General features: G+C 73.2%; 22 protein-coding genes and 1 riboswitch. Of the genes, 15 read left to right on the top strand and 7 right to left on the bottom strand.

The window, feature by feature from the left end; all coding sequences use genetic code 11:
* Positions 1-58: 58 nt before the first annotated feature.
* Positions 59-508 carry an SRPBCC domain-containing protein gene (locus tag F8271_RS18875; RefSeq protein ID WP_151491082.1) on the bottom strand — a complete coding sequence of 150 codons (450 nt, stop codon included), beginning with the start codon at positions 506-508 and terminating at the stop codon, positions 59-61.
* A gap of 188 nt (positions 509-696) precedes the next feature.
* Here F8271_RS18875 and F8271_RS18870 point away from each other — a divergent pair, with 188 nt between their 5' ends.
* The 3 genes from F8271_RS18870 to gltX are packed head-to-tail and all read left to right on the top strand — an operon-like array spanning position 697 to position 4780.
* Positions 697-2046, top strand: coding sequence for a GH1 family beta-glucosidase (locus F8271_RS18870; protein WP_151491081.1), 1350 nt, complete (start codon positions 697-699; stop codon positions 2044-2046).
* Positions 2043-3320, top strand: a complete 1278-nt coding sequence (locus tag F8271_RS18865) for an MFS transporter (protein ID WP_151491080.1) — start codon at positions 2043-2045, stop codon at positions 3318-3320. The genes F8271_RS18870 and F8271_RS18865 overlap by 4 nt, the downstream gene beginning before the upstream one ends.
* A gap of 50 nt (positions 3321-3370) precedes the next feature.
* On the top strand, positions 3371-4780 hold the full coding sequence (gene gltX / locus F8271_RS18860; RefSeq protein WP_151491079.1) for a glutamate--tRNA ligase: 1410 nt from the start codon (positions 3371-3373) through the stop codon (positions 4778-4780).
* A 110-nt stretch (positions 4781-4890) separates the two neighbouring features.
* Here the strand turns inward: gltX and F8271_RS18855 are convergent, their stop codons facing one another.
* The gene (locus F8271_RS18855; protein WP_225854616.1) at positions 4891-5490 is read right to left on the bottom strand and encodes a copper resistance CopC family protein; all 600 of its coding nucleotides are present in this window, start codon (positions 5488-5490) and stop codon (positions 4891-4893) included.
* Between the two features lie 251 nt (positions 5491-5741).
* On the opposite strand from F8271_RS18855, the gene F8271_RS18850 reads away from it, so the two are divergent.
* Complete coding sequence (locus F8271_RS18850; protein ID WP_151491077.1) at positions 5742-6392, top strand: hypothetical protein; 651 nt, start codon at positions 5742-5744, stop codon at positions 6390-6392.
* Between the two features lie 21 nt (positions 6393-6413).
* On the opposite strand, the gene F8271_RS18845 is transcribed toward F8271_RS18850, so the two are convergent.
* Positions 6414-6740 (bottom strand): hypothetical protein, encoded by a 327-nt coding sequence (locus F8271_RS18845; RefSeq protein WP_151491076.1) that lies wholly within the window; start codon positions 6738-6740, stop codon positions 6414-6416.
* Between the two features lie 260 nt (positions 6741-7000).
* Between F8271_RS18845 and F8271_RS18835 the strand changes: the two genes are divergently transcribed.
* From F8271_RS18835 to fabF, 5 genes are all read left to right on the top strand, one after another.
* Positions 7001-8293 (top strand): helix-turn-helix domain-containing protein, encoded by a 1293-nt coding sequence (locus F8271_RS18835; protein WP_225854617.1) that lies wholly within the window; start codon positions 7001-7003, stop codon positions 8291-8293.
* A gap of 78 nt (positions 8294-8371) precedes the next feature.
* Positions 8372-9328: an ACP S-malonyltransferase gene (locus F8271_RS18830; protein ID WP_151491074.1), complete on the top strand. Its 957-nt coding sequence runs from the start codon at positions 8372-8374 to the stop codon at positions 9326-9328.
* Complete coding sequence (locus tag F8271_RS18825) at positions 9325-10269, top strand: beta-ketoacyl-ACP synthase III (protein WP_151491073.1); 945 nt, start codon at positions 9325-9327, stop codon at positions 10267-10269. Before F8271_RS18830 ends, F8271_RS18825 begins: the two co-directional genes overlap by 4 nt.
* An 86-nt stretch (positions 10270-10355) precedes the next feature.
* Positions 10356-10595 (top strand): acyl carrier protein, encoded by a 240-nt coding sequence (locus tag F8271_RS18820; protein ID WP_007463517.1) that lies wholly within the window; start codon positions 10356-10358, stop codon positions 10593-10595.
* Positions 10596-10597: 2 nt separating this feature from the next.
* Positions 10598-11824, top strand: a complete 1227-nt coding sequence (gene fabF / locus F8271_RS18815; RefSeq protein ID WP_151491072.1) for a beta-ketoacyl-ACP synthase II — start codon at positions 10598-10600, stop codon at positions 11822-11824.
* 58 nt (positions 11825-11882) lie between these two features.
* Here the strand turns inward: fabF and F8271_RS18810 are convergent, their stop codons facing one another.
* From F8271_RS18810 to F8271_RS18800, 3 genes are all read right to left on the bottom strand, one after another.
* A complete protein-coding gene (locus tag F8271_RS18810) occupies positions 11883-12101 on the bottom strand; it encodes a hypothetical protein (RefSeq protein WP_151491071.1) in 219 nt (72 codons plus the stop codon).
* Positions 12102-12178: 77 nt separating this feature from the next.
* Positions 12179-13915, bottom strand: a complete 1737-nt coding sequence (locus F8271_RS18805; protein ID WP_151491070.1) for a glycoside hydrolase family 3 protein — start codon at positions 13913-13915, stop codon at positions 12179-12181.
* Between the two features lie 97 nt (positions 13916-14012).
* The gene (locus tag F8271_RS18800) at positions 14013-14504 is read right to left on the bottom strand and encodes a DUF3145 domain-containing protein (RefSeq protein ID WP_151491069.1); all 492 of its coding nucleotides are present in this window, start codon (positions 14502-14504) and stop codon (positions 14013-14015) included.
* 306 nt (positions 14505-14810) lie between these two features.
* On the opposite strand from F8271_RS18800, the gene F8271_RS18795 reads away from it, so the two are divergent.
* Positions 14811-15140 carry a hypothetical protein gene (locus F8271_RS18795; protein ID WP_151491068.1) on the top strand — a complete coding sequence of 110 codons (330 nt, stop codon included), beginning with the start codon at positions 14811-14813 and terminating at the stop codon, positions 15138-15140.
* Positions 15141-15300: 160 nt separating this feature from the next.
* Here F8271_RS18795 and F8271_RS18790 read toward each other — a convergent pair whose 3' ends face one another.
* On the bottom strand, positions 15301-15924 hold the full coding sequence (locus tag F8271_RS18790; RefSeq protein WP_151491084.1) for a carbonic anhydrase: 624 nt from the start codon (positions 15922-15924) through the stop codon (positions 15301-15303).
* A gap of 150 nt (positions 15925-16074) precedes the next feature.
* On the opposite strand from F8271_RS18790, the gene F8271_RS18785 reads away from it, so the two are divergent.
* The 5 genes from F8271_RS18785 to F8271_RS18765 form a co-directional block, all read left to right on the top strand.
* Positions 16075-17016 (top strand): alpha/beta fold hydrolase, encoded by a 942-nt coding sequence (locus F8271_RS18785; protein WP_151491067.1) that lies wholly within the window; start codon positions 16075-16077, stop codon positions 17014-17016.
* 108 nt (positions 17017-17124) lie between these two features.
* Positions 17125-19242 carry an AAA family ATPase gene (locus tag F8271_RS18780; protein WP_151491066.1) on the top strand — a complete coding sequence of 706 codons (2118 nt, stop codon included), beginning with the start codon at positions 17125-17127 and terminating at the stop codon, positions 19240-19242.
* A 107-nt stretch (positions 19243-19349) separates the two neighbouring features.
* Positions 19350-20267: a cation diffusion facilitator family transporter gene (locus F8271_RS18775; RefSeq protein ID WP_151491065.1), complete on the top strand. Its 918-nt coding sequence runs from the start codon at positions 19350-19352 to the stop codon at positions 20265-20267.
* A 142-nt stretch (positions 20268-20409) separates the two neighbouring features.
* Positions 20410-20541: riboswitch (cyclic di-AMP (ydaO/yuaA leader) on the top strand.
* Between the two features lie 5 nt (positions 20542-20546).
* Entirely contained in the window at positions 20547-21614 is a 1068-nt protein-coding gene (locus F8271_RS18770) for a coiled-coil domain-containing protein (RefSeq protein ID WP_370461930.1), read from the top strand.
* 124 nt (positions 21615-21738) lie between these two features.
* Positions 21739-22179 (top strand): DUF2269 domain-containing protein (locus F8271_RS18765; protein ID WP_151491064.1); only part of this gene is annotated, 441 nt, incomplete at its 3' end.

Here is a 22179-nt window from a genome sequence, read left to right as displayed (position 1 = left end):
TCCCTGGCTGGGATCCGGACCACCGCCTACGCGGGGGACGCCGGGAGGACGGGCGCTGTCAGCCGACGGCGGCCAGGTCGGTCAACCGGGCCAGCGAGTCCTCCAGGTCGGCGCCCACCCGGCGCAGCCCCAGGCGCAGCAGGGCCGCCTTGACCGGACCGGCCGGCCAGCGGACCACGATGAGCCGCACGATGGTCCCGCCCTCCTCCTCCTCGTCGGGAGTGAGCTGGACGTAGATCTCGGTGCGCGCCTCCGCGCGAGCACCGGCGCCCTTGGCCCGTTCCCGCCAGCCGATCAGGTTCGGCTCCTGGTAGGCGATCACCTCGGCCTCATGCGCCGAACCGCGCCCCGCCTGGACCAACTGCCGCCGTCCGAAGCCCTCTCCGGAGAGCACTTCGGCCGCGCGGACTCCCGCCAGCCAGGCCGGCAACTGCTCGGCCCGCTGTACGACGTCCCAGACCACTTCCACCGGCGCCGCCACGTGCGCACTGCGTTCCACGAGGATCATTTCCGTCTTTCCTCCAGTGAGGACATCCCACGATATCGGCACTCTATGCGCTAAATCGGACTTACCTGGACGGGTTCGGAAAAAGACACGCCGATCAACCATTGCGGAATGCGCCAAGCCGGCCTATGGCGCATTCATCGACAGCGCCCTAGAGTCCCGAACACGTTTCACGTTGATCGGGAGGGCGCATGCCGACCGCACCGATGCCCCAGTTCCCCGCCGGCTTCCGCTGGGGTGTCTCCACCTCGGCGCACCAGATCGAGGGCGCCGCCACGGTCGACGGACGCGGGCCGTCCATCTGGGACACGTTCGCGCACTCCCCCGGCCGGATCAGCGACGGCAGCAGCGGCGAGGTCGCCTGCGACCACTACCACCGGTACGCCGAGGACGTCGCGCTGATGGCCGGCCTGGGCGTCTCCGCGTACCGGTTCTCCATCGCCTGGCCCCGGGTGCAGCCCACCGGCACCGGCCCGGCCAACGCCGCCGGTCTGGACTTCTACGACCGGCTGGTCGACGAACTGCTGGCCGCCGGCATCGACCCGGTGGCCACCCTCTACCACTGGGACCTGCCCCAGCCCCTGGAGGACGCCGGCGGCTGGCTGCACCGCGACACCACCGCCCGCTTCGCCGAATACGCCGATCTCACCGCCGCCCGCCTCGGTGACCGCGTCCGGCTGTGGATCACCCTCAACGAGCCGTTCATCCACATGAGCCTCGGCTACGGGATGGGCGTGCACGCCCCCGGCCGGATGCTGCTCTTCGACGCCTTTCCGGTGGCCCACCACCAGCTGCTCGGGCACGGGCTCGCGGTCGCCGCGTTGCGCGCCCGCAGCGGCAGCCCGGTGGCGATCGCCAACAACTACTCCCCGGTGCGGGTGCTCGGCGACACCGCCGCCGACCGGGCCGCCGGCGCCGCGTACGAGGCGCTGCACAACCGGCTCTTCACGGATCCGCTGCTCGGCCGCGGCTACCCGGACCTGCCCGGCTTCGACGCGAGCGTCATCCACCCCGGCGACCTGGAGACCATCGCCGCGCCCCTCGACGTGCTCGGGGTCAACTACTACAACCCCACCGGTGTACGGGCCGCCGAGGAGGGTTCCCCGCTGCCGTTCGACCTCGTCGCGCTGGACGGCTACCCGCGTACCGCCTTCGACTGGCCAGTGGCACCGGACGGGCTGCGCGAGCTGCTCGGCTGGCTGCGTGACACGTACGGCGACGCGCTGCCGCCCATCGAGGTCACCGAGAGCGGCTGCGCGTACGACGACGTGCCGGACGCCGACGGGCAGGTGGCGGACCCGGAGCGGATCGCGTACCTCGACGGGCACCTGCGGGCGGTGCGGGCCGCCATCGACGACGGAGTCGACGTCCGCGGGTACTTCGTCTGGTCGCTGTTGGACAACTGGGAGTGGGCCGAGGGGTTCACCAAGCGCTTCGGTCTGGTGCACGTCGACTACGACACTCAGACGCGTACGCCGAAGTCGTCGTACACCTGGTTGCGGGACGTGCTCGCGGCCAGCCGGCCGGGGTCGGCACGATGACCACCGTCGACCCGACGCCGACGTCGCTGCCGGCGGCGCTCGCCGAGCCGACCGTGCCGGTGCGGCGCGGCTGGATCGGGCTGATCTTCGCGGCCAACCTCGGCGTGTGGATGGCGTTCTTCACCCCGATCCAGGTGCTGCTGCCGCAGCAGATCGAGCAGATCGCGCCCGGCGCCAAGGAGATCATGCTGGCCGTGGTCACCGGCTTGGGCGCGCTGGCCGCGGTGCTCGCCAACCCCCTCGCGGGCGCGCTGTCCGACCGGACCTGCCTGCGCATCCTCGGCCGGGAGTTCGGCCGGCGGCACGTCTGGACCGCCGGCGGCGCGGTGCTCGGCGCGGCGGCGCTGGTGCTGCTGGCCCAGCAGCGCACCATCGCCGGGGTCGCGCTGGGCTGGGTCGCCGCCCAGGTGTGCTTCAACGCGATGCTGGCCAGCCTGACCGCCGCCATCCCGGACCGGGTTCCGGTGCCGCAGCGTGGCGGGGTGTCCGGCTGGGTGGGCATCCCGCAGGCGCTCGGGCTGGTGCTCGGCGCGGTGCTGGTCACCGCCGTGGTCACCGGCAACGCCGCCGGCTATCTGGCGATCGCGGTGGCCATCCTGCTGCTGTCGCTGCCGTTCGCGCTGTTCACGCCCGACGACCCGCTGCCCCGCGCGCACCGGCCGGCGCTGCGCACGCGGGCGCTGCTGGCGTCGATGTGGATCAGCCCGCGCCGGCACCCGGACTTCGCCTGGGCCTGGATCACCCGGTTCCTGGTCCAGCTCGGCAACGCCCTGGGCACCCTGTACCTGCTGTACTTCCTCACCGACGGGGTGCGCCACCCCGACCCCGAGGGTGGCCTGCTGGTGCTGATCCTGCTGTACACGCTCGGCATGATGCTGACCGCCGTGGTCGCCGGACGGCTGTCCGACCGCTCCGGGCGACGCAAGGTCTACGTGATCGCCTCCGGCCTGATCATGGCGGTGGCCGCGCTGCTGCTCGCCGTCGCGCCAATCTGGCCGATGGCGATCGTCGCCGCGCTGCTGCTCGGCGCCGGCTACGGCGTCTACCTCTCGGTGGACGCCGCGTTGATCACCCAGGTGCTGCCCCGGGCCACCGACCGGGCCAAGGACCTCGGCGTGATCAACATTGCCAACTCCGCGCCGCAGGTGCTCGGGCCGGCGCTCTCCGCGCCGCTCGTCGTCCACCTGGGCGGCTATCCGACGCTCTACGCGGTCACCGCCGTGGTGACCCTGGTCGGCAGCGCCCTGGTCGTCAAGATCCGCTCAGTCCGGTGAGCCAGGGGGCGTGGCGGAAAGCAGTCGCGTAGCGCCGTAGGCTGGGGGACGTGACAGTACGTGTGCGCTTCGCCCCCTCCCCGACCGGTATGTTCCACGTCGGCGGCGCCCGCTCGGCGCTGCAGAACTGGATCTACGCCAAGCAGCAGGGCGGGGTGTTCGTGCTGCGCGTCGAGGACACCGACGCGGCGCGCAACAAGCCCGAATGGACCGAGGGCATCCTCTCCGCGCTGGACTGGATCGGCATCTCCCGGGGCAGCTACGAGGGCCCGTACTTCCAGTCGGAGAACGCCGGCGAGCACCGCGCCGCCGCCGCACGGCTCTACGAGTCGGGCCGCGCCTACTACTGCGACTGCACCCGCGAGGACGTGCAGGCCCGCACCGGCTCGCAGTACCAGGGCTACGACGGCTACCACCGCGACCGTGGCCTCGGCCCGGGTCCGGGGCACGCGCTGCGCTTCCGTACGCCGGACGAGGGCACGACAGTGGTCGTCGACCTGATCCGGGGCGAGCCCACCTTCGAGAACAAGCTCATCGAGGACTTCGTCATCGCCCGGGGCGACGGCTCGCCGGTCTTCCTGCTGGCCAACGTCGTCGACGACATGACCATGGGGATCACCCACGTGATCCGGGCCGAGGAGCACCTGCCCAACACCCCCAAGCAGCAGCTGCTCTGGGACGCCCTCGGGGTCAAGCCACCGGTCTGGGCGCACGTGCCGGTGGTCGTCAACGAGAAGCGGCAGAAGCTCTCCAAGCGCCGGGACAAGGTGGCCCTGGAGGCGTACCGCGAGGAGGGCTACCTCGCCGGCGCGATGCGCAACTACCTCATGCTGCTCGGCTGGGCGCCCTCCGGCGACCGGGAGATCGTCCCCTGGTCGGTCATCGAGGACGAGTTCCGGTTGGAGGAGGTCAACCCCTCCCCCGCGTTCTTCGACGAGAAGAAGTTGCGCGCGTTCAACGGTGAGTACATTCGGGCGCTGCCGGTGGCCGAGTTCATCGACGCCTGCCAGCCGTGGCTGACCGGCACCGGCACCATCGCGCCGCCCCCGTGGCAGCCCGAGGAGTACGACGCCGAGGCGTTCGCCGCGGTGGCACCGCTGGCCCAGACCCGGCTCGCGGTGCTCAGTGAGATCGTGCCGAACGTCGACTTCCTCTTCCTCGCCTCACCGCTGATCGACGAGGCGGCCTGGACCAAGACCATGAAGGACGGCTCGGCGGAGCTGCTGGACGACGCCGTCGCGGCCTTCGAGGCTCTGGAGTCCTGGGACGCCGAGTCGCTGAAGTCGACGCTGGAGGCGGTCGGCACCGAGCGTGGCCTCAAGCTCGGCAAGACGCAGGCGCCGGTACGGGTCGCGGTCACCGGCCGCACCGTCGGCCTGCCGCTGTTCGAGTCGCTGGAGGTGCTCGGCCGCGAGCGCACCCTGGCCCGGATGCGCGCCGCACGCCTCCGCCTGGTCTGACCGACCGGCCGCCGCCCACCGGCGCTGCGGTGATCAGGTGCTGAGAAGCAGGTCAGGGGCGGCCCTGACCCCTCCTTCTCAGCACCTGATCAAGCCCGGGCGTCCCGTCGTCACCGCGCCCCGCGCCGGCGGCGGAACACGAGGCCCGCGGCCAGGGCGGCGAGCAGCACCAGGCCGCCGAGCGCCCAGAGCCACCAACGGCTCCCGGAGTCGGACCGCTGCGACGCCGCCGGCACGGCGGACGCCGTCGAGCTGCCCGTCGGGGCCGAGGACGGCCCGACGGTCGACGGGCCGGCCGAGGGTGAGCCGGTCGCGGCGGTGCCGCCGACCGACGGCGTGGCGGACGGGCCGGCGGCGGTGCCGGTGGTGAGGGTGAACCGCACCTCGCCCTTCACCGGATGCCCGTCACCGGACGTGACCTGGTAACCGACGATGTAGAGCCCGGCGGCGCCGGGCTTGAACGGCACGTTCACCCGACTGCCGGCGAACGCCGGCGGGCCGCCAGCGACCACAGTGTCCGGTCCGGTTACTGTGATCTTCGTCGTAGCGGGGTCCGGCTTCGCCAGGAAACGGAGCTGGATCCGGGTGGGCGCGGTGGCCACCCGGGCGCCGTTGCTCGGATCGCTGCCGGTCAGCTCGTTGTGTGCGGCGGCCGGCGTCGCCGGAGCCAGCAACGACACACCGAACGCCACGCCGATCACCACTGGCATGACCCGTCCCAAACGTGTAACCCTGCCCCCCATGAACCCCTCCGTAAGGGTACGATCCGCCCGCTGATCAAACCGCTCCTCATTAGTCGAGCAGAGATCGCAGATAGTTCCAATTACTGTTCCACAAGCTGCACATCATCGACGTTCTGCGAGTCTGTGAGAGTGGGCCCGACCGCCCGGTCGGTGTCGTCACCGGCCGACCGTCCGGACGTTACGACGAAGCCATCCATCGAACGGGGCGAGGAGGCGGGATGGTCCGACAGATGAGGCGGTGGGCCGCTGTGCTGGCGGGGACGCTGGCGGCGGCGCTGCTGTCGTTCGGCACCGCCGGACCGGCCGCCGCGGCGCCGGCGCCGCCGCCCGCCGGGGTGGACATCACCGGCACGGATCTGCCCGAGCCGCTTCGGCTGCGCGCGGACACACAGCCCGAACTCGTGGTCGCGGTCATCGACCAGGTCAACTTCCTCGGTCGCACCGGCGCATCGAGCGGGCCGAAGGCGGCCGACCTCGGTCCGAAGTACACGGTCGTGGTGCTCGTCGGCGACACCCCGAAGCAGACCTACGACCTGTACCCCGCGGCGGCCGGCGGCCCCCGGATCTTCCGCCCGGCGAAGCAGCCGGACGGGCACAAGACCAGCGCCGGCTGGTTCCTCGGCCGGCTCAACATGTCCGAGACGCTGCGCAGTGCCGGGGTGCCGTTGGAGCGGCAGTTCGACACGGTCAGCGGCGGCGTGGGCGGCGGCGAGAGGGTGCTCCCGGAAGACACTCTCGACCCCGCCAAGGATCTCGACGAGGCGCTCGGCGAGCTGCAGCACCTGCTGCTGCTCAACGTCGCGGTGATGCTGACCATCACGGTCGGCCTCGCCGGGATCGCGCTGCTCATCCGCCGCCGCACCCGCTGACCCCGCCCGGGGCGGCCCGGGTCAGCACCAGCGGCGCGGCGGGCGCTCTCGACGGGTGGCCCGCTGACGCGGCCGGACCGGGCCGTGCCGGTGGGCCCCCGCCCATCCAGGAAGTTCGCTGAGGCAACCAGCCGGAACGTCGAACTCGGGCTCGGCCAGCGCCGCGGGCTCCGCGGAGCGCTGCCGCGGGAGCGCACTCTCGTCGTCCGGCCGGCCGGCGAGCGGCTCCGTCGGGTGCGCTGCCGCGCCTCCGGTCGTCCGGCGGTGCTTCGCCGACTGCAGGTCGTGGTGCCCCGGCCGGCAGGGCTCGCCCTGGGCGCAGCCGTGCTCGGCCTCCCCGTGCGCCATCCCGGTCTCCTCACGCTCACACTCACCCGCGGGTGCTCCCCCGACGTGCCCTGTCACCGTACTGGCCGGGACCGACGGGCGTGCACGGCGTACCCCGGGGGCCAGTGCTCCCCCCGGGGCGTCCGCCGGTTCGGCGCGGGGTGCGCGTACCGATCCTGGCGAAGTTGGACCTGCGCAGCCGGGTGCAGGCCGCGATCCTGGCCCAGGAGGTGGGCCTGCCCGCGCCGCCGTGACCGCGCCCACCCCGGCCCGACCGGAAGATCCAGGTCAGCGCGTGTCAGGCTAGGCCCGTGGGTACGCGCGGCGGTGGAGAGCTGACGGCCACGCTGCGCCGGATCGAACGCGCGGCGGGAGCCCTCGCGACCGCGAGCGTGGCCCGGATGGACGACACCCTGCCCTGGTTCCGCGCCCTGCCGGCCGACCAGCGTTCCTGGGTGATGCTGGTGGCCCAGGCGGGCGCCCGGTCGCTGGTGCAGTGGCTGCAGGACGGTGGCGGCACGGCGGACAGCACCCAGGAGGTCTCCGACGAGGTCTTCGCCGCCGCTCCGCAGGCGCTGGCCCGGTCGATCACCCTCCAGCAGACCGTGGCGTTGATCAAGGTGACCATCGACGTGGTCGAGGAGCAGGTGTCGCACCTGGCCGCCGAGGGCGAGGAGCAGCAGCTACGCGAGGCGGTGCTGCGCTTCTCCCGGGAGATCGCGTTCGCCGCCGCCCGGGTGTACGCGCGGGCCGCCGAGTCGCGCGGCGCGTGGGACGCCCGGTTGCAGGCCCTGCTGGTCGACGCGCTGCTGCGTGGCGACTCGCCCGACGTGCTGGCCAGCCGGGCCGCCGCGCTGGGCTGGGCGGACGCGCCACCGGTCGCCGTGGCGGTCGGCCGCTCCCCCGGCGGGGAGGTCTCCGCCGTGCTGCACGTGGTCTACCGCCAGGCCCGCCGGATCGGCGTGGAGGTGATCGGCGGTGTGCACGGCGACCGGCTGGTGATCGTGCTGGGCGGCGCACCGGACCCGTTGACGGCGACGGCCAAGCTGCTGGACGCGTTCGGGGACGGCCCGGTGGTGGTCGGTCCGGCGGTGCCGAGCCTGGACGAGGCGACGGAGTCGGCGCGCGCCGCGCTGTCCGGCTTCCGGGCGGCACCGGCGTGGCCGACGGCCCCCCGGCCGGTGCCGGCCGCCGACCTGTTGCCGGAGCGGGCTCTCGCCGGCGACGCGGAGGCACGCCGCCGGCTGCGGCACGACGTGTACGCGACGCTGGTGCGTGTCGGGGGCGAGCTGCTGGGCACCCTGGACGCGTTCCTGGCGGCCGGCGGCACGCTGGAGAGCGCCGCACGGGCGCTGTTCGTGCACCCGAACACGGTGCGGTACCGGCTGCGCCGCATCGCCGAGGTGACCGGCTTCTCGCCGCTGTCGCCCCGCGACGCGTTCGCCCTCCAGGTGGCGCTGACCGTCGGCCGGCTGGATCCGGTCCCGGTGACCTCGACGGTCCCGACCCAGACATTGACCCCGGCCGCCCGGAAAACCGCCCAAACCGATGATGACCACCGACGATCTTTGTAGGAAGTCTCCAAAGGTTCTAGTGTGGTTTGGTCGAGGCCGGCACAGCGTTACCCACGCGTATCCGGGAGAGTCATAGTCGTGCTCGCCGTACTTAGTCCTGGCCAGGGTTCCCAGAAACCCGGCTTCCTGACCCCCTGGCTCGACCTGACCGGCACCGAGGCGCGCCTGCGCTCGTGGTCCGCGCTGGCCGGGGTCGACCTGGTGCACCTGGGCACCACCGCCGACGCCGACGAGATCAAGGACACCGCCCGCACCCAGCCGCTGCTCGTCGCCGCGGCGCTGCTCGCCGCCGAGCACCTGCCGCTGCACGAGGTGACCCTCACCGCCGGCCACAGCGTCGGCGAGCTGGGTGCCGCGGCACTGGCCGGGGTCCTGTCGGCCGAGGCCGCGATCACCCTCGCCGGCGTACGCGGTCGCGAGATGGCCGCGGCGTGCGCGCTGGAGCCGACCGGCATGGCGGCCGTGCTCGGCGGCGACCCCGACGAGGTGCTCGCCGCCATCGCCGCCCACGGGCTGCACCCCGCCAACCGCAACGGCGCCGGCCAGATCGTCGCCGCCGGCGCCCTGGACGGGCTGGACAAGCTCGCCGCCGAACCGCCGGCGAAGACCCGGATCATCCGGCTCCAGGTGGCCGGCGCGTTCCACACCCCGTACATGGCACCGGCCGAGAGCGCGCTCGCCGCGGTCGCCGCCGGGATCACCCCCGCCGACCCGGCCCGGATCCTGCTGTCCAACCTCGACGGCACCGCCGTCGACGACGGCCAGGAGATGGTGCGGCGTCTGGTCCGCCAGGTCACCGCCCCGGTCCGCTGGGACCTGTGCATGCGCGCGCTGGCCGACCTCGGGGTGACCGGCGTGATCGAGCTGCCCCCGGCGGGCACGCTCGCCGGCCTGGTCAAGCGCGAACTGAAGGGCGACGGCGCCCCGGAGATCGTCACCCTGAACACCCCGGACGACCTGCCGGCCGCACGGGACCTGATCGCCCGGCACGGCACGCCGGGCCAACCGCTCGCCCCCATCGGAGGTCTCTCATGACTGGCAGCCGCATCGTCTCGATGGGGCACTACCAGCCCTCGCGAGTGGTGACCAACGACGACATCGCCCAGCTCGTCGACACCAACGACGAGTGGATCCGGGACCGGGTCGGCATCGTCAGCCGCCGGATCGCCGACAGCGAGACGGTCGCCGACATGGCCACCGCCGCCGCCGGCAAGGCGCTCGCCAACTCGGGTCTGAGCGCCGCCGACATCGACCTCGTCGTCGTCGCCACCTGCTCCTCGATCGACCGCAGCCCCAACGTGGCCTGCCGGGTCGCCGCGAAGCTGGGCATCACCGCCCCGGGCGCGTTCGACGTCAACACCGCCTGCTCGGGCTTCGCCTACGCGCTGGGCATCGTCGACCACGCCATCCGCGCCGGGGCGTCGCGCAACGCGATCGTCATCGGCGCCGAGAAGCTCTCCGACTTCACCGACTGGACCGACCGCTCCACCTGCATCATCTTCGCCGACGGCGCCGGCGCCGCGGTGGTGACCGCGAGCCCCGACGACGAGCCGGCCGGCATCGGTCCGGTGGTCTGGGGTTCGGCGCCGGAGAAGAGCGACGCGGTACGCATCGAGGGCTGGCGCCCGTACATCCAGCAGGAGGGGCAGTCGGTCTTCCGCTGGGCCACCACCGCGCTGGCGCCGCTGGCCCTGCAGGCGTGCGAGCGCGCCGGGGTCGACCCGTCGGAGCTGGCCGCGTTCGTGCCGCACCAGGCCAACGCGCGGATCATCGACGGCATCGCCAAGCGACTCAACATCCCCGACGCGATCATCGCGAAGGACATCGTCGAGTCCGGCAACACCTCGGCGGCGAGCGTCCCGCTGGCCCTGTCCAAGCTGGTCGAGCGGCGGGAGGTGCCCTCGGGCGCACCGGTGCTGCTGTTCGGCTTCGGCGGCGGCCTGACCTACGCCGGTCAGGTCGTCCGCTGCCCCTGAGATCCCCTCGGGCGCGTACGCGCTCCAGGAGTGGCGGTCGGCGACGCCGACCGTCGGACAACCCCCGATGAAAGGAACCAACCGCAATGACCCGTGACGAAATCACCACCGGCCTCGCCGAGATCCTCGAAGAGGTTGCCGGGGTGAACCCGGACGACGTGGCCGAGGGGAAGTCCTTCACCGACGACCTTGATGTCGACTCGCTCTCCATGGTCGAGGTCGTCGTGGCGGCCGAGGAGAAGTTCGGCGTCAAGATCCCGGACAACGAGGTGCAGAACCTGAAGACCGTCGGCGACGCCGTCAGCTTCATCGAGGCGCAGTCCTGATCATGAGTCGTCCTGACGTCGTCGTCACCGGGCTCGGCGCGACGACCCCGCTTGGCGGGGACGTCGCGTCGACCTGGGACGCCATGCTCGCCGGCCGCTCCGGGGTGACTGCCCTCACCCAGGAGTGGGCCGAGCAACTGCCGGTCCGGATCGCCGCCCAGCTGGCCGTGGACCCGTCCGAGGTGCTCGACCGGGTGAAGCTGCGCCGGATGGACCGCTCCGAGGCGATCGCGCTCATCGCGGCCCAGCAGGCCTGGGCGGACGCCGGCCTGGCCGACTCCGGCCTCGACGGTGAACGCCTGGCGGTCAGCGTCGGCTCCGGCATCGGCGGTGCCATCACCCTGCTCGCCCAGGACGACGTCCTGGAGGCGTCCGGGCCGCGGCGGGTGTCCCCGCACACCATCCCGATGCTGATGCCGAACGGTCCGGCCGCGTGGGTCGGGCTGGAGCTGGGCGCCAAGGCCGGCGTCCACTCGGTGGCCAGCGCCTGCGCCACCGGTGCCGAGGCGATCGCTCTGGGCCTGGACATCATCCGCGCCGGCCGGGCCGACGTGGTGGTGGCCGGCGGCACCGAGGCGGTCATCCACCCGCTGCCGATCGCCGGGTTCAGCTCGATGCGGGCCATGTCGACCCGCAACGACGAGCCGGAACGGGCCTCCCGCCCGTGGGACACCGGCCGCGACGGCTTCGTCCTGGGCGAGGGCGCCGGCATCGTGGTGCTGGAGCGTGCCGACCACGCCGCAGCCCGGGGTGCCCGGGTGTACGCGCGTCTGGCCGGCGCCGGCATCACGTCCGACGCGTACGACATGGTGCAGCCGCATGCCGAGGGTGAGGGCGCCATCCGGGCCATCGCCAAGGCGATCGCGGACGCGGACGTCGCCAAGCGGGACATCGTGCACGTCAACGCGCACGCCACGTCGACCCCGGTCGGCGACATGCTGGAGATCGGCGCGCTGCACAAGGCGCTCGGCGACCACCCGGTGCTGGCCGCGACGAAGTCGATGACCGGTCACCTGCTCGGTGCGGCCGGCGCGTTGGAGTCGATCGCCACCATCCTGGCCATCCGCGACGGTGTCGTGCCTCCGACGATCAACCTGGACGACCCGGAGCCGGGGCTCACCCTTGAGGTAGCCGCGCACAAGCCGCGCCACATGGAGATCCCCGCCGCGTTGAACAACGCGTTCGGCTTCGGTGGTCACAACGTGGCTCTGGTGTTCACGCGCCCCTGAGGCCGCCGCTCCATCGACCTGGAAGGGCCCCCGCACGAGCGGGGGCCCTTCCGGGCGTTCAGGCCCGGTTGCGGGGGTGCTGCTTCGCGGTGCGCTCGTTGCCCCGCCGGTAGTTGCCGGTCCAGCGGGCCATCACGAGCTGCGGGTCGTCGTCGACCTCGGCGAGGAACTCCGCCGCCCGGGCGCCGCGCAACGTGCCGGCCACCCGCCCGTGGTGCGTGATCACCACCGTGCCGTCGGCACGCTGGTCGTACCGGAAGCCCTGTGCCGCTGACATGGCCTCGAGGCTCCCAGGCCGGCGTCGCCGACGCGAGGCGTTTTCCGCGCGCGCCGGCCCGGGAACGGTCGGACGGGTCAGGTGCCGCAGGTCGTGGCGGGCAGGCCGGGCACCGCCACCGGGGACCGGCCGCCCGGTCGGGCCTTGCCGGCCAGCACGGCGGCCAACGCGGTCATCGACGCCCGGCTGGAGGAGTACGTCGCCAGCAGGGTCGGCGACGTGGCCTTGGCCAGCACGTACGGGGTGTCCATGGCGACCGTGACGGCGGCGTCGGCGCGCAGATCGGCGGTGCCGTCGCCGTAGCCCACCAGGTGCACGACCGTGCCGCCGCTGGCCTTGACCGACACACCGGCCTCGGTCAGGGCGGCGGTGAGCGCCGCCCGGGTGCCGTCCCGACCGTCGGACGAGGTGACGGTCACCGGCCCACGGATCGCGCCGCCGCAGGCGCCCCGCAGCACGGTGACCGCACCGGCGGCCAGCGCCTCCGCCGCCGACCGGTGCGCCGGGATGTTGAGCGTGGACATCGGCGCGGTGGGCAGCTCCGCGAGCCGGAACTTCATGGTGAGCACCCGGGTGACGGCCTCGACGAGCCGGGTCCGGGGCAGCGACCCACCGCGCAGCGCGGCGAGCAGCCCGTCGTACGCCTGGCCGACGTTCGGGGTCATCAGGATCAGGTCGTTGCCGGCGTTCAACGCGCGGACGGCGGCCTCGCCGGGGGCCCAGCGCTTGGCCGGCGGCATGTTCATCCCGTCGGTGATCACGACGCCCTGGAAGCCGAGTTGGCCGCGCAGCACGTCGGTGAGCAGCTTGTGCGAGAAGGTCGCCGGGATGCCCGGGTCGATGGCCCGCGCGTCCAGGTGGCCGGACATGACGGCCATCGCCCCGGCGTCGATACCGGCGGTGAACGGCGGCCACGCGCCGCTCTGCAGGGCCGCCGCGGACTGGGTGAGCACCGGCAGGTCCTGGTGCGAGTCGTCGGCGCTGTGGCCGTGCCCGGGGAAGTGCTTCAGGGTGGCCGCCACGCCACCCGCCTGCAGGCCCCGGACGGCGCCGCCGACCTGCGCGGCGGCCTGCTTGGGGTCCGCGCCGTACGACCGGGAGCCGATCACGGTGCTGCGGGTGGCCAGCACGTCGGCCACCGGGGCGAAGTCCACGTTGATCCCCATGGCGGCCAGCTCGGCGCCGGCGGCCCGCCAGGCGGCCTCGGTGAGCTTCGGGTCGCCGGCCGCCCCGGCCGCGAGGGCGCTGGGCAGCACGGTGACGCCGTCGGTGATGCGGGTGACGACGCCGTACTCCTGGTCGGTGCCGACCAGGAAGGGTGCCGGGCCGGTGGCGAGCCGGCCGGCGGCGGCGCGCAGCCCCGCGGTGAGGTCGTGCACCTGCTTCGGGTTGTCGACGTTGGTGGTCTCCTGGTTGCCCTTGGTCGGGTCGTCGGCGCTGAAGCCGACCAGGATCAGCCCACCGAGCCGGTACCGGGCGATCATCTCGGCGGGGGTGTCGACACCGGCGAGGGCCTGGTTGCCGGCCGCCGAGCCGGGTGAGACCTTCGTCGCGGAGTCGCCGTACGCGTACGGCATCAGCACCTGGCCGACCAGATCCTCGTCGGAGAGCGTGGCGGCCAGGGCGGCGGCACGGGCGGCGGGATCACCGGGCGGCGTCGACGCGGCGGGTGCGCTCGGACCGGCGGAGGTGCCGGTCGGGCCGGGCGTCGGCTCGGGGCGGTCCGGGGAACCCGTACAGCCGGAGGCGAGCAGGGCGGTCAGGGCGGCGACGGCGACGCTGGCGCGACGCGGGCGAATCGGCACGCCGCCTATCCCACCAGTTCCCCCTTATCGGGGCAACTTGACCTTACCGGTCGGCCGGGACAGGTGGCCGGCCGGACGGCATGCGGGCAGGTGACCGGCGCCCGGGTCAACCGACCCTGGTGAGCAAGGTCACCGGGGCGCCGTCACCGGCGTAGCGATAGGGCTCCAGGTCGGCGTCCCAGGCAGTGCCGAGCGCCTTGTCCAGGGCGTGCGCCAGCGCCTCCGGGGCACGGGAGCCAGCCATCAGCGCCCGCAGCCGGTCCTCGCCGAGCTGGATGTCACCGGCCGCGCCGACGGTGGCCCGGAACAGGCCACGGGCCGGCACGTACATGAAGCGTTCGCCGTCCACGCCGGGACTCGGCTCCTCGGTCACCTCGAAACGGATCATGGGCCACTGCCGTAGGGCAGCAGCCAGCTCGGCGCCCGTTCCCGGACGGCCGGTCCACCCGCATTCGGCCCGGCGGGCGCCGGGATCGACGGGCTGAGTCGTCCACTGCAGGTTGACCGGCGCGGCTAGGACGCGCGCGATCGCCCACTCGACGTGCGAGCACACGGCGAGCGGGGTCGAGTGGACGTATACGACGCCACGCGTTGGCACGGTGACCTCCCGGAGAGCGAGGTGCGTCTTCCCCTACGACCTCGTCCACCGAGTGGTTGCTGCAACACATGATGACTTGTGTGACGGATGGTGCGCCAGGGAATCGGAAAAAACGCCGGGTGGAATAGCCGGACGGGTGGTCTCCGTTGCCTCTCAGGACACCGCGACGACCAGCCTGATGTCGTGGTCGTGTACAGTTCCACCGGCGGCTTATGCCGCGTTACACCTTCGCGGGCCGAGTCTGTGTGGCCCGCACACAGCCCCCGGACGTCCAGTCCTCCCGTACGTCTTGCAAGGAGTACCTCCGTGGCGAGCAACACCTCTAAGACCGCGCGCGCGTCCGTCCGGGCCGGCCAGGCTGGCCAGGGTGGCGCCCTCAGCGTGCTGGGCGAGTTCAAGTACCTCATCCCGCTCAACGGCGGCAAGCACGCCTACGTGCGGAACCTGACCAACGGCAAGACCGCGCACCTGCGCACCGACTCCGACGCCTTCGTCGAGGAGATCCGGGTGCTGGCCGCCGCCGGCCACGCCGCCAAGATCCGGGCGGAGATCAACACCCTGGCCACCACCCACCCGAACGACGGCTGGGAGGCCACCGAGAAGCGTCTGGTCGCGGCCGGCGTCTTCGAGGGCTGAGCCCTCCCCCACCGCAACGCCTGAAACCGCCCGCCGGGATGTCCCGGCGGGCGGTTTCGCGTCCGCACCCGTAGCGACAGGGTTCGGCGCGCGCCCTGACTCGACCGCGGCCGGGCCACGTGGCGCCGGGCCGCACCGGGGCCGGGCCGGGCCGCGCCGTTCAGGTCGGGTCGAGCAGGGCGACTTCGCCGGTGGCCAGGTCGTAGAGGCCGCCCACCACGGCCACCCGCTGCGCGGCGACCGGCCCGGCGAGGAGGTCGTCGACCCGCAGCGCGTCCACCGTGCGCCGGACGTGCCGGCGGATCGCCAGCGGGAGCACCGCCGGGTCGTCCAGCCCCACCTCCAGGACCGCCGGCGCGATCTCGTCGACCAGGTGGGCGAGGGAGCCTCCGGGACGTTCCCCGCCACGCAGCGCGTCCACCGCGGCGCCGACCGCGCCGCACCGCTCGTGGCCGAGCACCATCACCAGCGGTACGCCGAGTTGGCCCACGACGTACTCGATGGAGCCGCAGACGGCGCGGTCGAGCACGTGCCCACCGGTACGGATCACGCAGATCGCACCGAAGGTCTGGTCGAAGATCGCCTCCAGCGGCACCCGTGAGTCGATGCAGCCGAGCACCACGGCGTACGGCTGCTGGTCGCCGGAGGCGGTCGCCGCGGCGGCCGTGACGTCGTGTCCGTGGATCGGTTGTCCGCTGACGAACCGTCGGTTGCCGGCGAGCAGTTCGGCCAGCGCGGCGCGGGGCGTGCCGCCGGCCTGCCGCCCCTGTCCCGCCGACTCCATGCCGTTCAGCTTGGCCCGCCGTTCGCGGGTCACGGGCGGGGTCGGGAATGTTCGCCACGGCGCGATTGACGTGGTCTGCTGGCGGGTAGCCGGTGTTACCGCCGGGTATCCCGGTGCTGGTGGTGCCGGGCGGCCCTGGGGGAGGTGGCGATGCCGGAGCGGTTCGAGGTCGGTCTGCCCGACGGTGTGCGGCTGCACGTGGAGGCGGCAGGGCCGGCAGATGCCCAGGTCACGGCCATTTTGCTGCACGGCTGGACGCTCGACGGCCGCAGTTGGCACCGGCAGGTCGACCCACTCAGCGCGCCCGCCGGCGGGGTGCGGGTGGTCACCTACGACGCGCGGGGCCACGGGCGGTCCAGCTGCATGGCACTGCCGACAGCCACCCTGGCCCAACTCGGCGACGACCTGGCCACGGTGATCGACACGGTGGCGCCGTCCGGGCGGATCGTCCTGGTGGGGCACTCGATGGGCGGTATGACGATCATGGAGTACGCGCACCGCCACCCCGCGCACTTCGCCGCCCGCACGGCCGGGCTGGTCTTCGTCTCGACGACCGCCGAGGGGCACACGCACACGGTGTACGGGCTCTCGCCGCGGATCGCCCGACTGATCCGACTGGCCGAGACGACCGGCGCGGGAGTGCTGGCCCGCTGCGGGTCCTGGCGGGCACCCCGGGCGCTGCTGCGCGCCCTGCGACCCAGCATCCGGTGGATGCTCTTCGGCAACCACTGCGAACCGGCCGACATCCGGTTGGTGACCTCGGCGGTGGCCCGCGCCTCGCTGCGCTCCATCGGCGGTTTCCGCGCGTCCATCGGCGCCCAGCACCGGCTGGACACTCTCGCCGCGCTGGCTCACCTGCCGGCGGCCGCCCTGGTCGGCGACCGGGACCGGCTGACCCCGCCGCCGTGCGCCGAGTCGATCGCCGCGGCCCTACCGGCCACCGAGCTGACCGTCTGCCCGGGTGCCGGTCACATGCTGATGATGGAACGCCCGGACGAGGTGAACGCCGCGTTGACCGGCGTCCTGCACCGCGTACTCGCCGAGGCGCCGCCGCGACTGGGCGGCGCGACCACCGCCGGCGCGGGTGCCTGAGCCACGTTCGCGCACCTCGGGCGCGGCGGGCCGGGCCGGGGGCCGTACCCTTCTGCGGTTGGCCCGCGCGGTTCGCGCCGCTTGCCGGCGACCCCGAAGGAGCGTGCGTTGACCGACCAGACCGTCCTGGAGCAGGAGATCGCCGTCGAGCAACGGCACCTCGACCGGGTGTACGCCCGGCTGGCCGAGCTGCGCCGGTCGGCGGTACTGGCCGAGCGGGACGGCTACCGGATGGCGCGGGTGGGCACGTTCGGCGCGCTCGTCGAGCGCGACGCGATGGTCTTCCACGCCGCGCAGCGGCGGCATACCCTCGACGCCGAGCACGAGGGGCTGGTCTTCGGCCGGCTGGACCTGCGGGAGGGTCAGACGCTGCACGTCGGGCGGCTCGGCATCCGCGACGAGAACGCCACCACGCTGGTCGTCGACTGGCGCGCGCCGGCCGCCGCCGCCTTCTACCAGGCCACCCCGAACCAGCCGCTGGGCGTGGTGCGTCGCCGCACCATCCAGTCCCGCGCCGAGCAGGTCACCCGCATCGAGGACGACCTGCTCGACCCGAGCGCCGCCCCCGAGGGGATGACGGTGGTCGGCGACGGCGCGCTGCTGGCCACCCTGTCCCGGGCCACCGGCCGGGGCATGCGCGACATCGTGGCGACGATCCAGCGGGAGCAGGACGAGGCGATCCGCTCGCCCAGCTCCGGGGTGACGATCGTCGCCGGCGGCCCGGGCACCGGCAAGACCGCGGTCGCCCTGCACCGGGCGGCCTTCCTGCTGTACTCCGACCGCAGCCGGTACGCCGGCGGCGGCATCCTGGTGGTCGGCCCGTCCTCGGTCTTCGTCGAGTACATCGCCTCGGTGCTGCCGTCGCTCGGTGAGGACACCGCGACCCTGCACTCGCTGGGGACGCTCTTCCCCGGCATGACCGCCACCCGTACCGACCCGCCGGAGGTGGCGGCGGTGAAGGGCTCGTTGCGGATGCGCCGGGTGTTGGAGCGGGCGGTGCGCGACGCGGTGCCGGGCGGTCCGGGCGAGTTGCGACTGTTGTACCGGGGTTCGCTACTGCGACTGGACCGGGCCGAGCTGGACGGGATCCGGGATCGCGTGCTGCACCGGGGCGCGCGGCGCAACGAGGTACGCCGGGCCGGCTTCGACGGGGTGTTCGCCGCGCTCTGGGCGCAGGCCCGCCGGCTGAACATCGGCCGGCTGCCGGAGCAGCGGGCCTTCGAGGACGAGGTCGCCGAGCGGCCGGAGTTCCGCGAGTTCCTCAAGGCGTGGTGGCCACGGCTGCACCCCCGGCACGTGCTCGGTTGGCTGGCCCGGCCGGAGCGCCTGCGCCGTTACGCGGGCGGGATCCTCTCCGGCGCGGAGATCCGGCTGCTGGGCGCGGCGTACCGGGATCTGGACTCCACGGGTCTGACCATCGCCGACGTGGCGCTGCTGGACGAGCTGGACGCCCTGCTCGGCCGGCCGGCGCAGCCGGCGCGGGCCCGGCGCGACCCGTTCCAGCTCGCGGGCGGGGTCCGCGAGCTGAGCACCGCCGCGGACCGGCAGCGGGCCGCCCGGGCGGCGGCCCGGGAGCGGCCGGAGGACTACCGGGAGTACGCGCACGTGGTGGTCGACGAGGCGCAGGACGTCTCGCCGATGCAGTGGCGCATGATCGGCCGGCGCGGCCGGTTGGCCTCCTGGACGGTGGTGGGCGATCCGGCGCAGACGGCGTGGACCGGTGACCCGGAGGAGCTGACCCGTGCGCGCGACCAGGCGCTGGGCCGGCGCAAGCGGGCCGATTTCACGCTCACCACCAACTACCGCAACTCCTCGGAGATCTTCGCGGTGGCGGCGGCGGAGATCCGCCGGCTCTACCCGGACCTGCCGTTGCCGACCGCCGTCCGCTCCACCGGGGTCGACCCGGTCGAGCTGGTGGTGCCGGCGACCGGGTTGGAGACCGCCGTCGTGGAGGCCGCCACCGCCCTGCTGGCGGAGGTGGACGGCACGGTCGGGGTGATCACGCCGGTCCCCCGCCGCGACGAGGTCGCCGGCTGGCTGGGCACGCTCGGCGCGCCGCGCCTGCAGGTGGTGACCAGCCTGGAGGCCAAGGGCATGGAGTACGACGGGGTGGTGCTGGTGGCTCCGAGCGAGATCCGGGCGGATCCGGGCGCCGGCGTACGGACGCTCTACGTCGCGCTCTCCCGGGCCACGCAGCGGCTCACCACCATCGACCCGACCGGCTGATCCGCCCTGGCGGGCACCGTCGGCCGCCCGTCGACCGTACACTTGCATACATAGCGATGTGCGCATACATTTGACCGGGTCCCGACTGGCGACGGAGGGTGGATTTCGTGGGCGCAGGTCATGACCACCACCACGCGTCGGTCACCAACGCGGCGCAGCAGCACCGGGGCCGGCTCTGGGCGGCGTTCGGGCTGCTCGCCACCCTGATGGTGGTCGAGGCCGTGGCGGCCCTGCACACCGGCTCGCTGGCTCTGCTCTCCGACGCCGGGCACATGTTCACCGACGTGCTCGGCATCGGCATGGCGCTCGCCGCGATCACCGCCACCCGGCGGACGACCGGCGACCCGCAGCGCACCTTCGGGCTCTACCGCCTCGAGGTGCTCGCCGCGCTGGCCAACGCCGCCCTGCTCTCCGGCGTGGCGGTCTACGTGGTGATCGAGGCGATCGGCCGGTTCGGCGATCCGCACGAGGTGCTGACCGGCCCGATGCTCACGGTCGCCGTACTCGGCCTGCTCGCCAACGTGGCCGCCTTCGCCCTGCTCCGCGCGGGCGCCCGGGAGAGCATCAACCTCCAGGGGGCCTACCTGGAGGTGCTCGGCGATCTCCTCGGCTCGCTCGGCGTGATCGGCGCGGCACTGCTCATCACGGTCACCGACTGGTGGTGGGCCGACCCACTGGTCGCGGTCGCCATCGGCGTGTTCATCCTGCCGCGCACCTGGCGACTCGGCCGGGCCGCCGTCCGCATCCTGGTGCAGGCCGCCCCGGAGCACCTCCAGGTCACCGCCGTACACGACCGACTCGCCGCGGTTCCCGGCGTGGTCGAGGTGCACGACCTGCACGTCTGGACGCTCACCTCGGGCATGGAGGTGGCCTCCGCGCACCTGACCATGGCACCCGGCGCCGAGGTCGGCACGGTGCTCAGCGCCGCGCGCACGGCCCTGCACGAGGACTTCCGGATCGAGCACGCCACGCTGCAGATCGAACCCGGTGCCGCACCCGGTGCCTGCGGTTCGGTCGAGTGGTGACGGCATTTCAGGAGATTCACTCGGATTCGTCCGAGTTTTTCGTGACGACGTACGCACCGTCCGTCACATCGGCTGCAGCGGCCCCACCAGCACCGGTAGGCTCGGTCCCGGCCTCCACCAGGCGGCGCCCACCCGGCGCCGGTGGCGGCCGCCGCCTAATCGCCCGAGCGGGCGAACCGGGGAACCATGTTCCTGGGGTGCATCCGCGTCAGCGGTAGGGATCTTCCGTCCCGAACCCGTCAGCTAACCCGGTCGGCGGCTGACGGAAGGACATGCGTAGTGGCACCAGCACGACCACCCGCCGCCCGCCTGGCGGCCCTGATCGTCGCGATGTTGGCCCTCGGCATCGCACTCCCGCCCGGCACCGCCTCGGCCGCTCCCCCGACCGGCCAACGGGCCGCCGCGGCGCCCGACGGTGACGAGGAGGGCGGCACCCCCGCCCTCCGGGCCCAACTGGAAGCCGCCAGCAAGGGCTACCTGGACGCCAAGCGCGCCCTGGACACCTCGCTGCAGCGCCAGCAACAGCTCACCACCCAGCTGAAGACCACCGAGGCCGAACTGAACGTCCGCAGCGGCAAGGTCGGCGAGATCGCCGGCCTGGCCTACCGCACCGGCCGCCTCGGCGCGATGTCGGCGCTGCTCAACAGCAACACCCCGGAAGGCTTCATGGACCGGGCCGCCGCCCTGGACGCGGTCGCCGCCAACGAGGACCGGGTGCTGCGCGACCTGCTCACCACCAGGGACGAGGCCACCCGTACCCGGGTCGCCCTGGACGGCGAGATCCGCGAGCAGCGCAAGCAGGTCGCGGTGATGGCCAAGCGCAAGGAACAGGCCGAACGGGCTCTCACCGTGGCCACCACGCCCAAACCGCAGACCACCGCCGACACCGGCACCAACCGGGGCACCTCCAGCGCCAACGCCACGGCCGCGCCGCGCAACTCCGACGGCTCCTGGCCATCGGAATCGTGCAGCATCAACGACCCCACCCCGGCCAGCGGCTGCATCACCCCCCGCACCCTGCACGCCCTCAACCAGGCCAAGGCAGCCGGCTTCACCCATTACGTCTCCTGTCACCGCTCCGGCGGCTCCGGCGAACACCCCAAGGGTCGGGCCTGCGACTTCGCCGCGGCCAAGGGCGGCTTCGGCGGTGACGCCACCGGCGCCGACAAGACGTACGGCAACAACCTGGCCGCGTACTTCATCCGCAACGCCGACCGGCTCGCCGTGCTCTACGTGATCTGGTACCGGCAGATCTGGCTGCCGAGCAGCGGATGGAAGTCGTACAGCGGGGCGGGTGGCGACCCGGCCAGCGACCACACCAACCACGTGCACCTGTCGGTGTACTGACCCCACCCGTGGCCGGCGCCCGCCTCACCCGGGGGGTGCCGGCCACGGGTACGTCAGCGGGCGTACACCGGACGTCGCCGGCCGTCGGACGACCCGGCCGGGCCCGGCGGGCAGCATCCGGGGTATGCCTCGAATTCCACCCACCGCCCGCAAGGCGCTGCTCACCCTGCACCTGGTCACCTCCCTCGGCTGGCTCGGCACCGACCTGGTGCTGCTCACCCTCGGCGTGGCGGTGCAGCGCGGCGCCGACCCGGCCACCGTCTACCCGGTCACCGCGCTGCTCGGCACCGTGCTGTTCGCGCCGCTGAGCGTGCTGGTCTGGCTGATCGGTGTCGCCAGCGCCCTCCTCACCCCATGGGGTCTGCTGCGCTACCGCTGGGTACTGGTCAAACTCGTGCTCACCACGGTGATGGTCGGACTGGTCCTGTTCCTGCTCACCCCGAACCTGCGCCACGCCGGTGACCTGGGCGCCGCACTACCCACCCGGGACCGTGCCGACCTGGTGATCGCACCCGCCGTCTCGACCAGCCTGATGATCATCGCGACGGTGCTCTCCACGTACAAG

This window comes from Micromonospora sp. ALFpr18c (assembly GCF_008868155.1).
Taxonomy (GTDB): domain Bacteria; phylum Actinomycetota; class Actinomycetes; order Mycobacteriales; family Micromonosporaceae; genus Micromonospora.
Note: the sequence above shows the minus strand (reverse complement) of the source record. Positions and strands in the feature narration are given on the sequence as shown.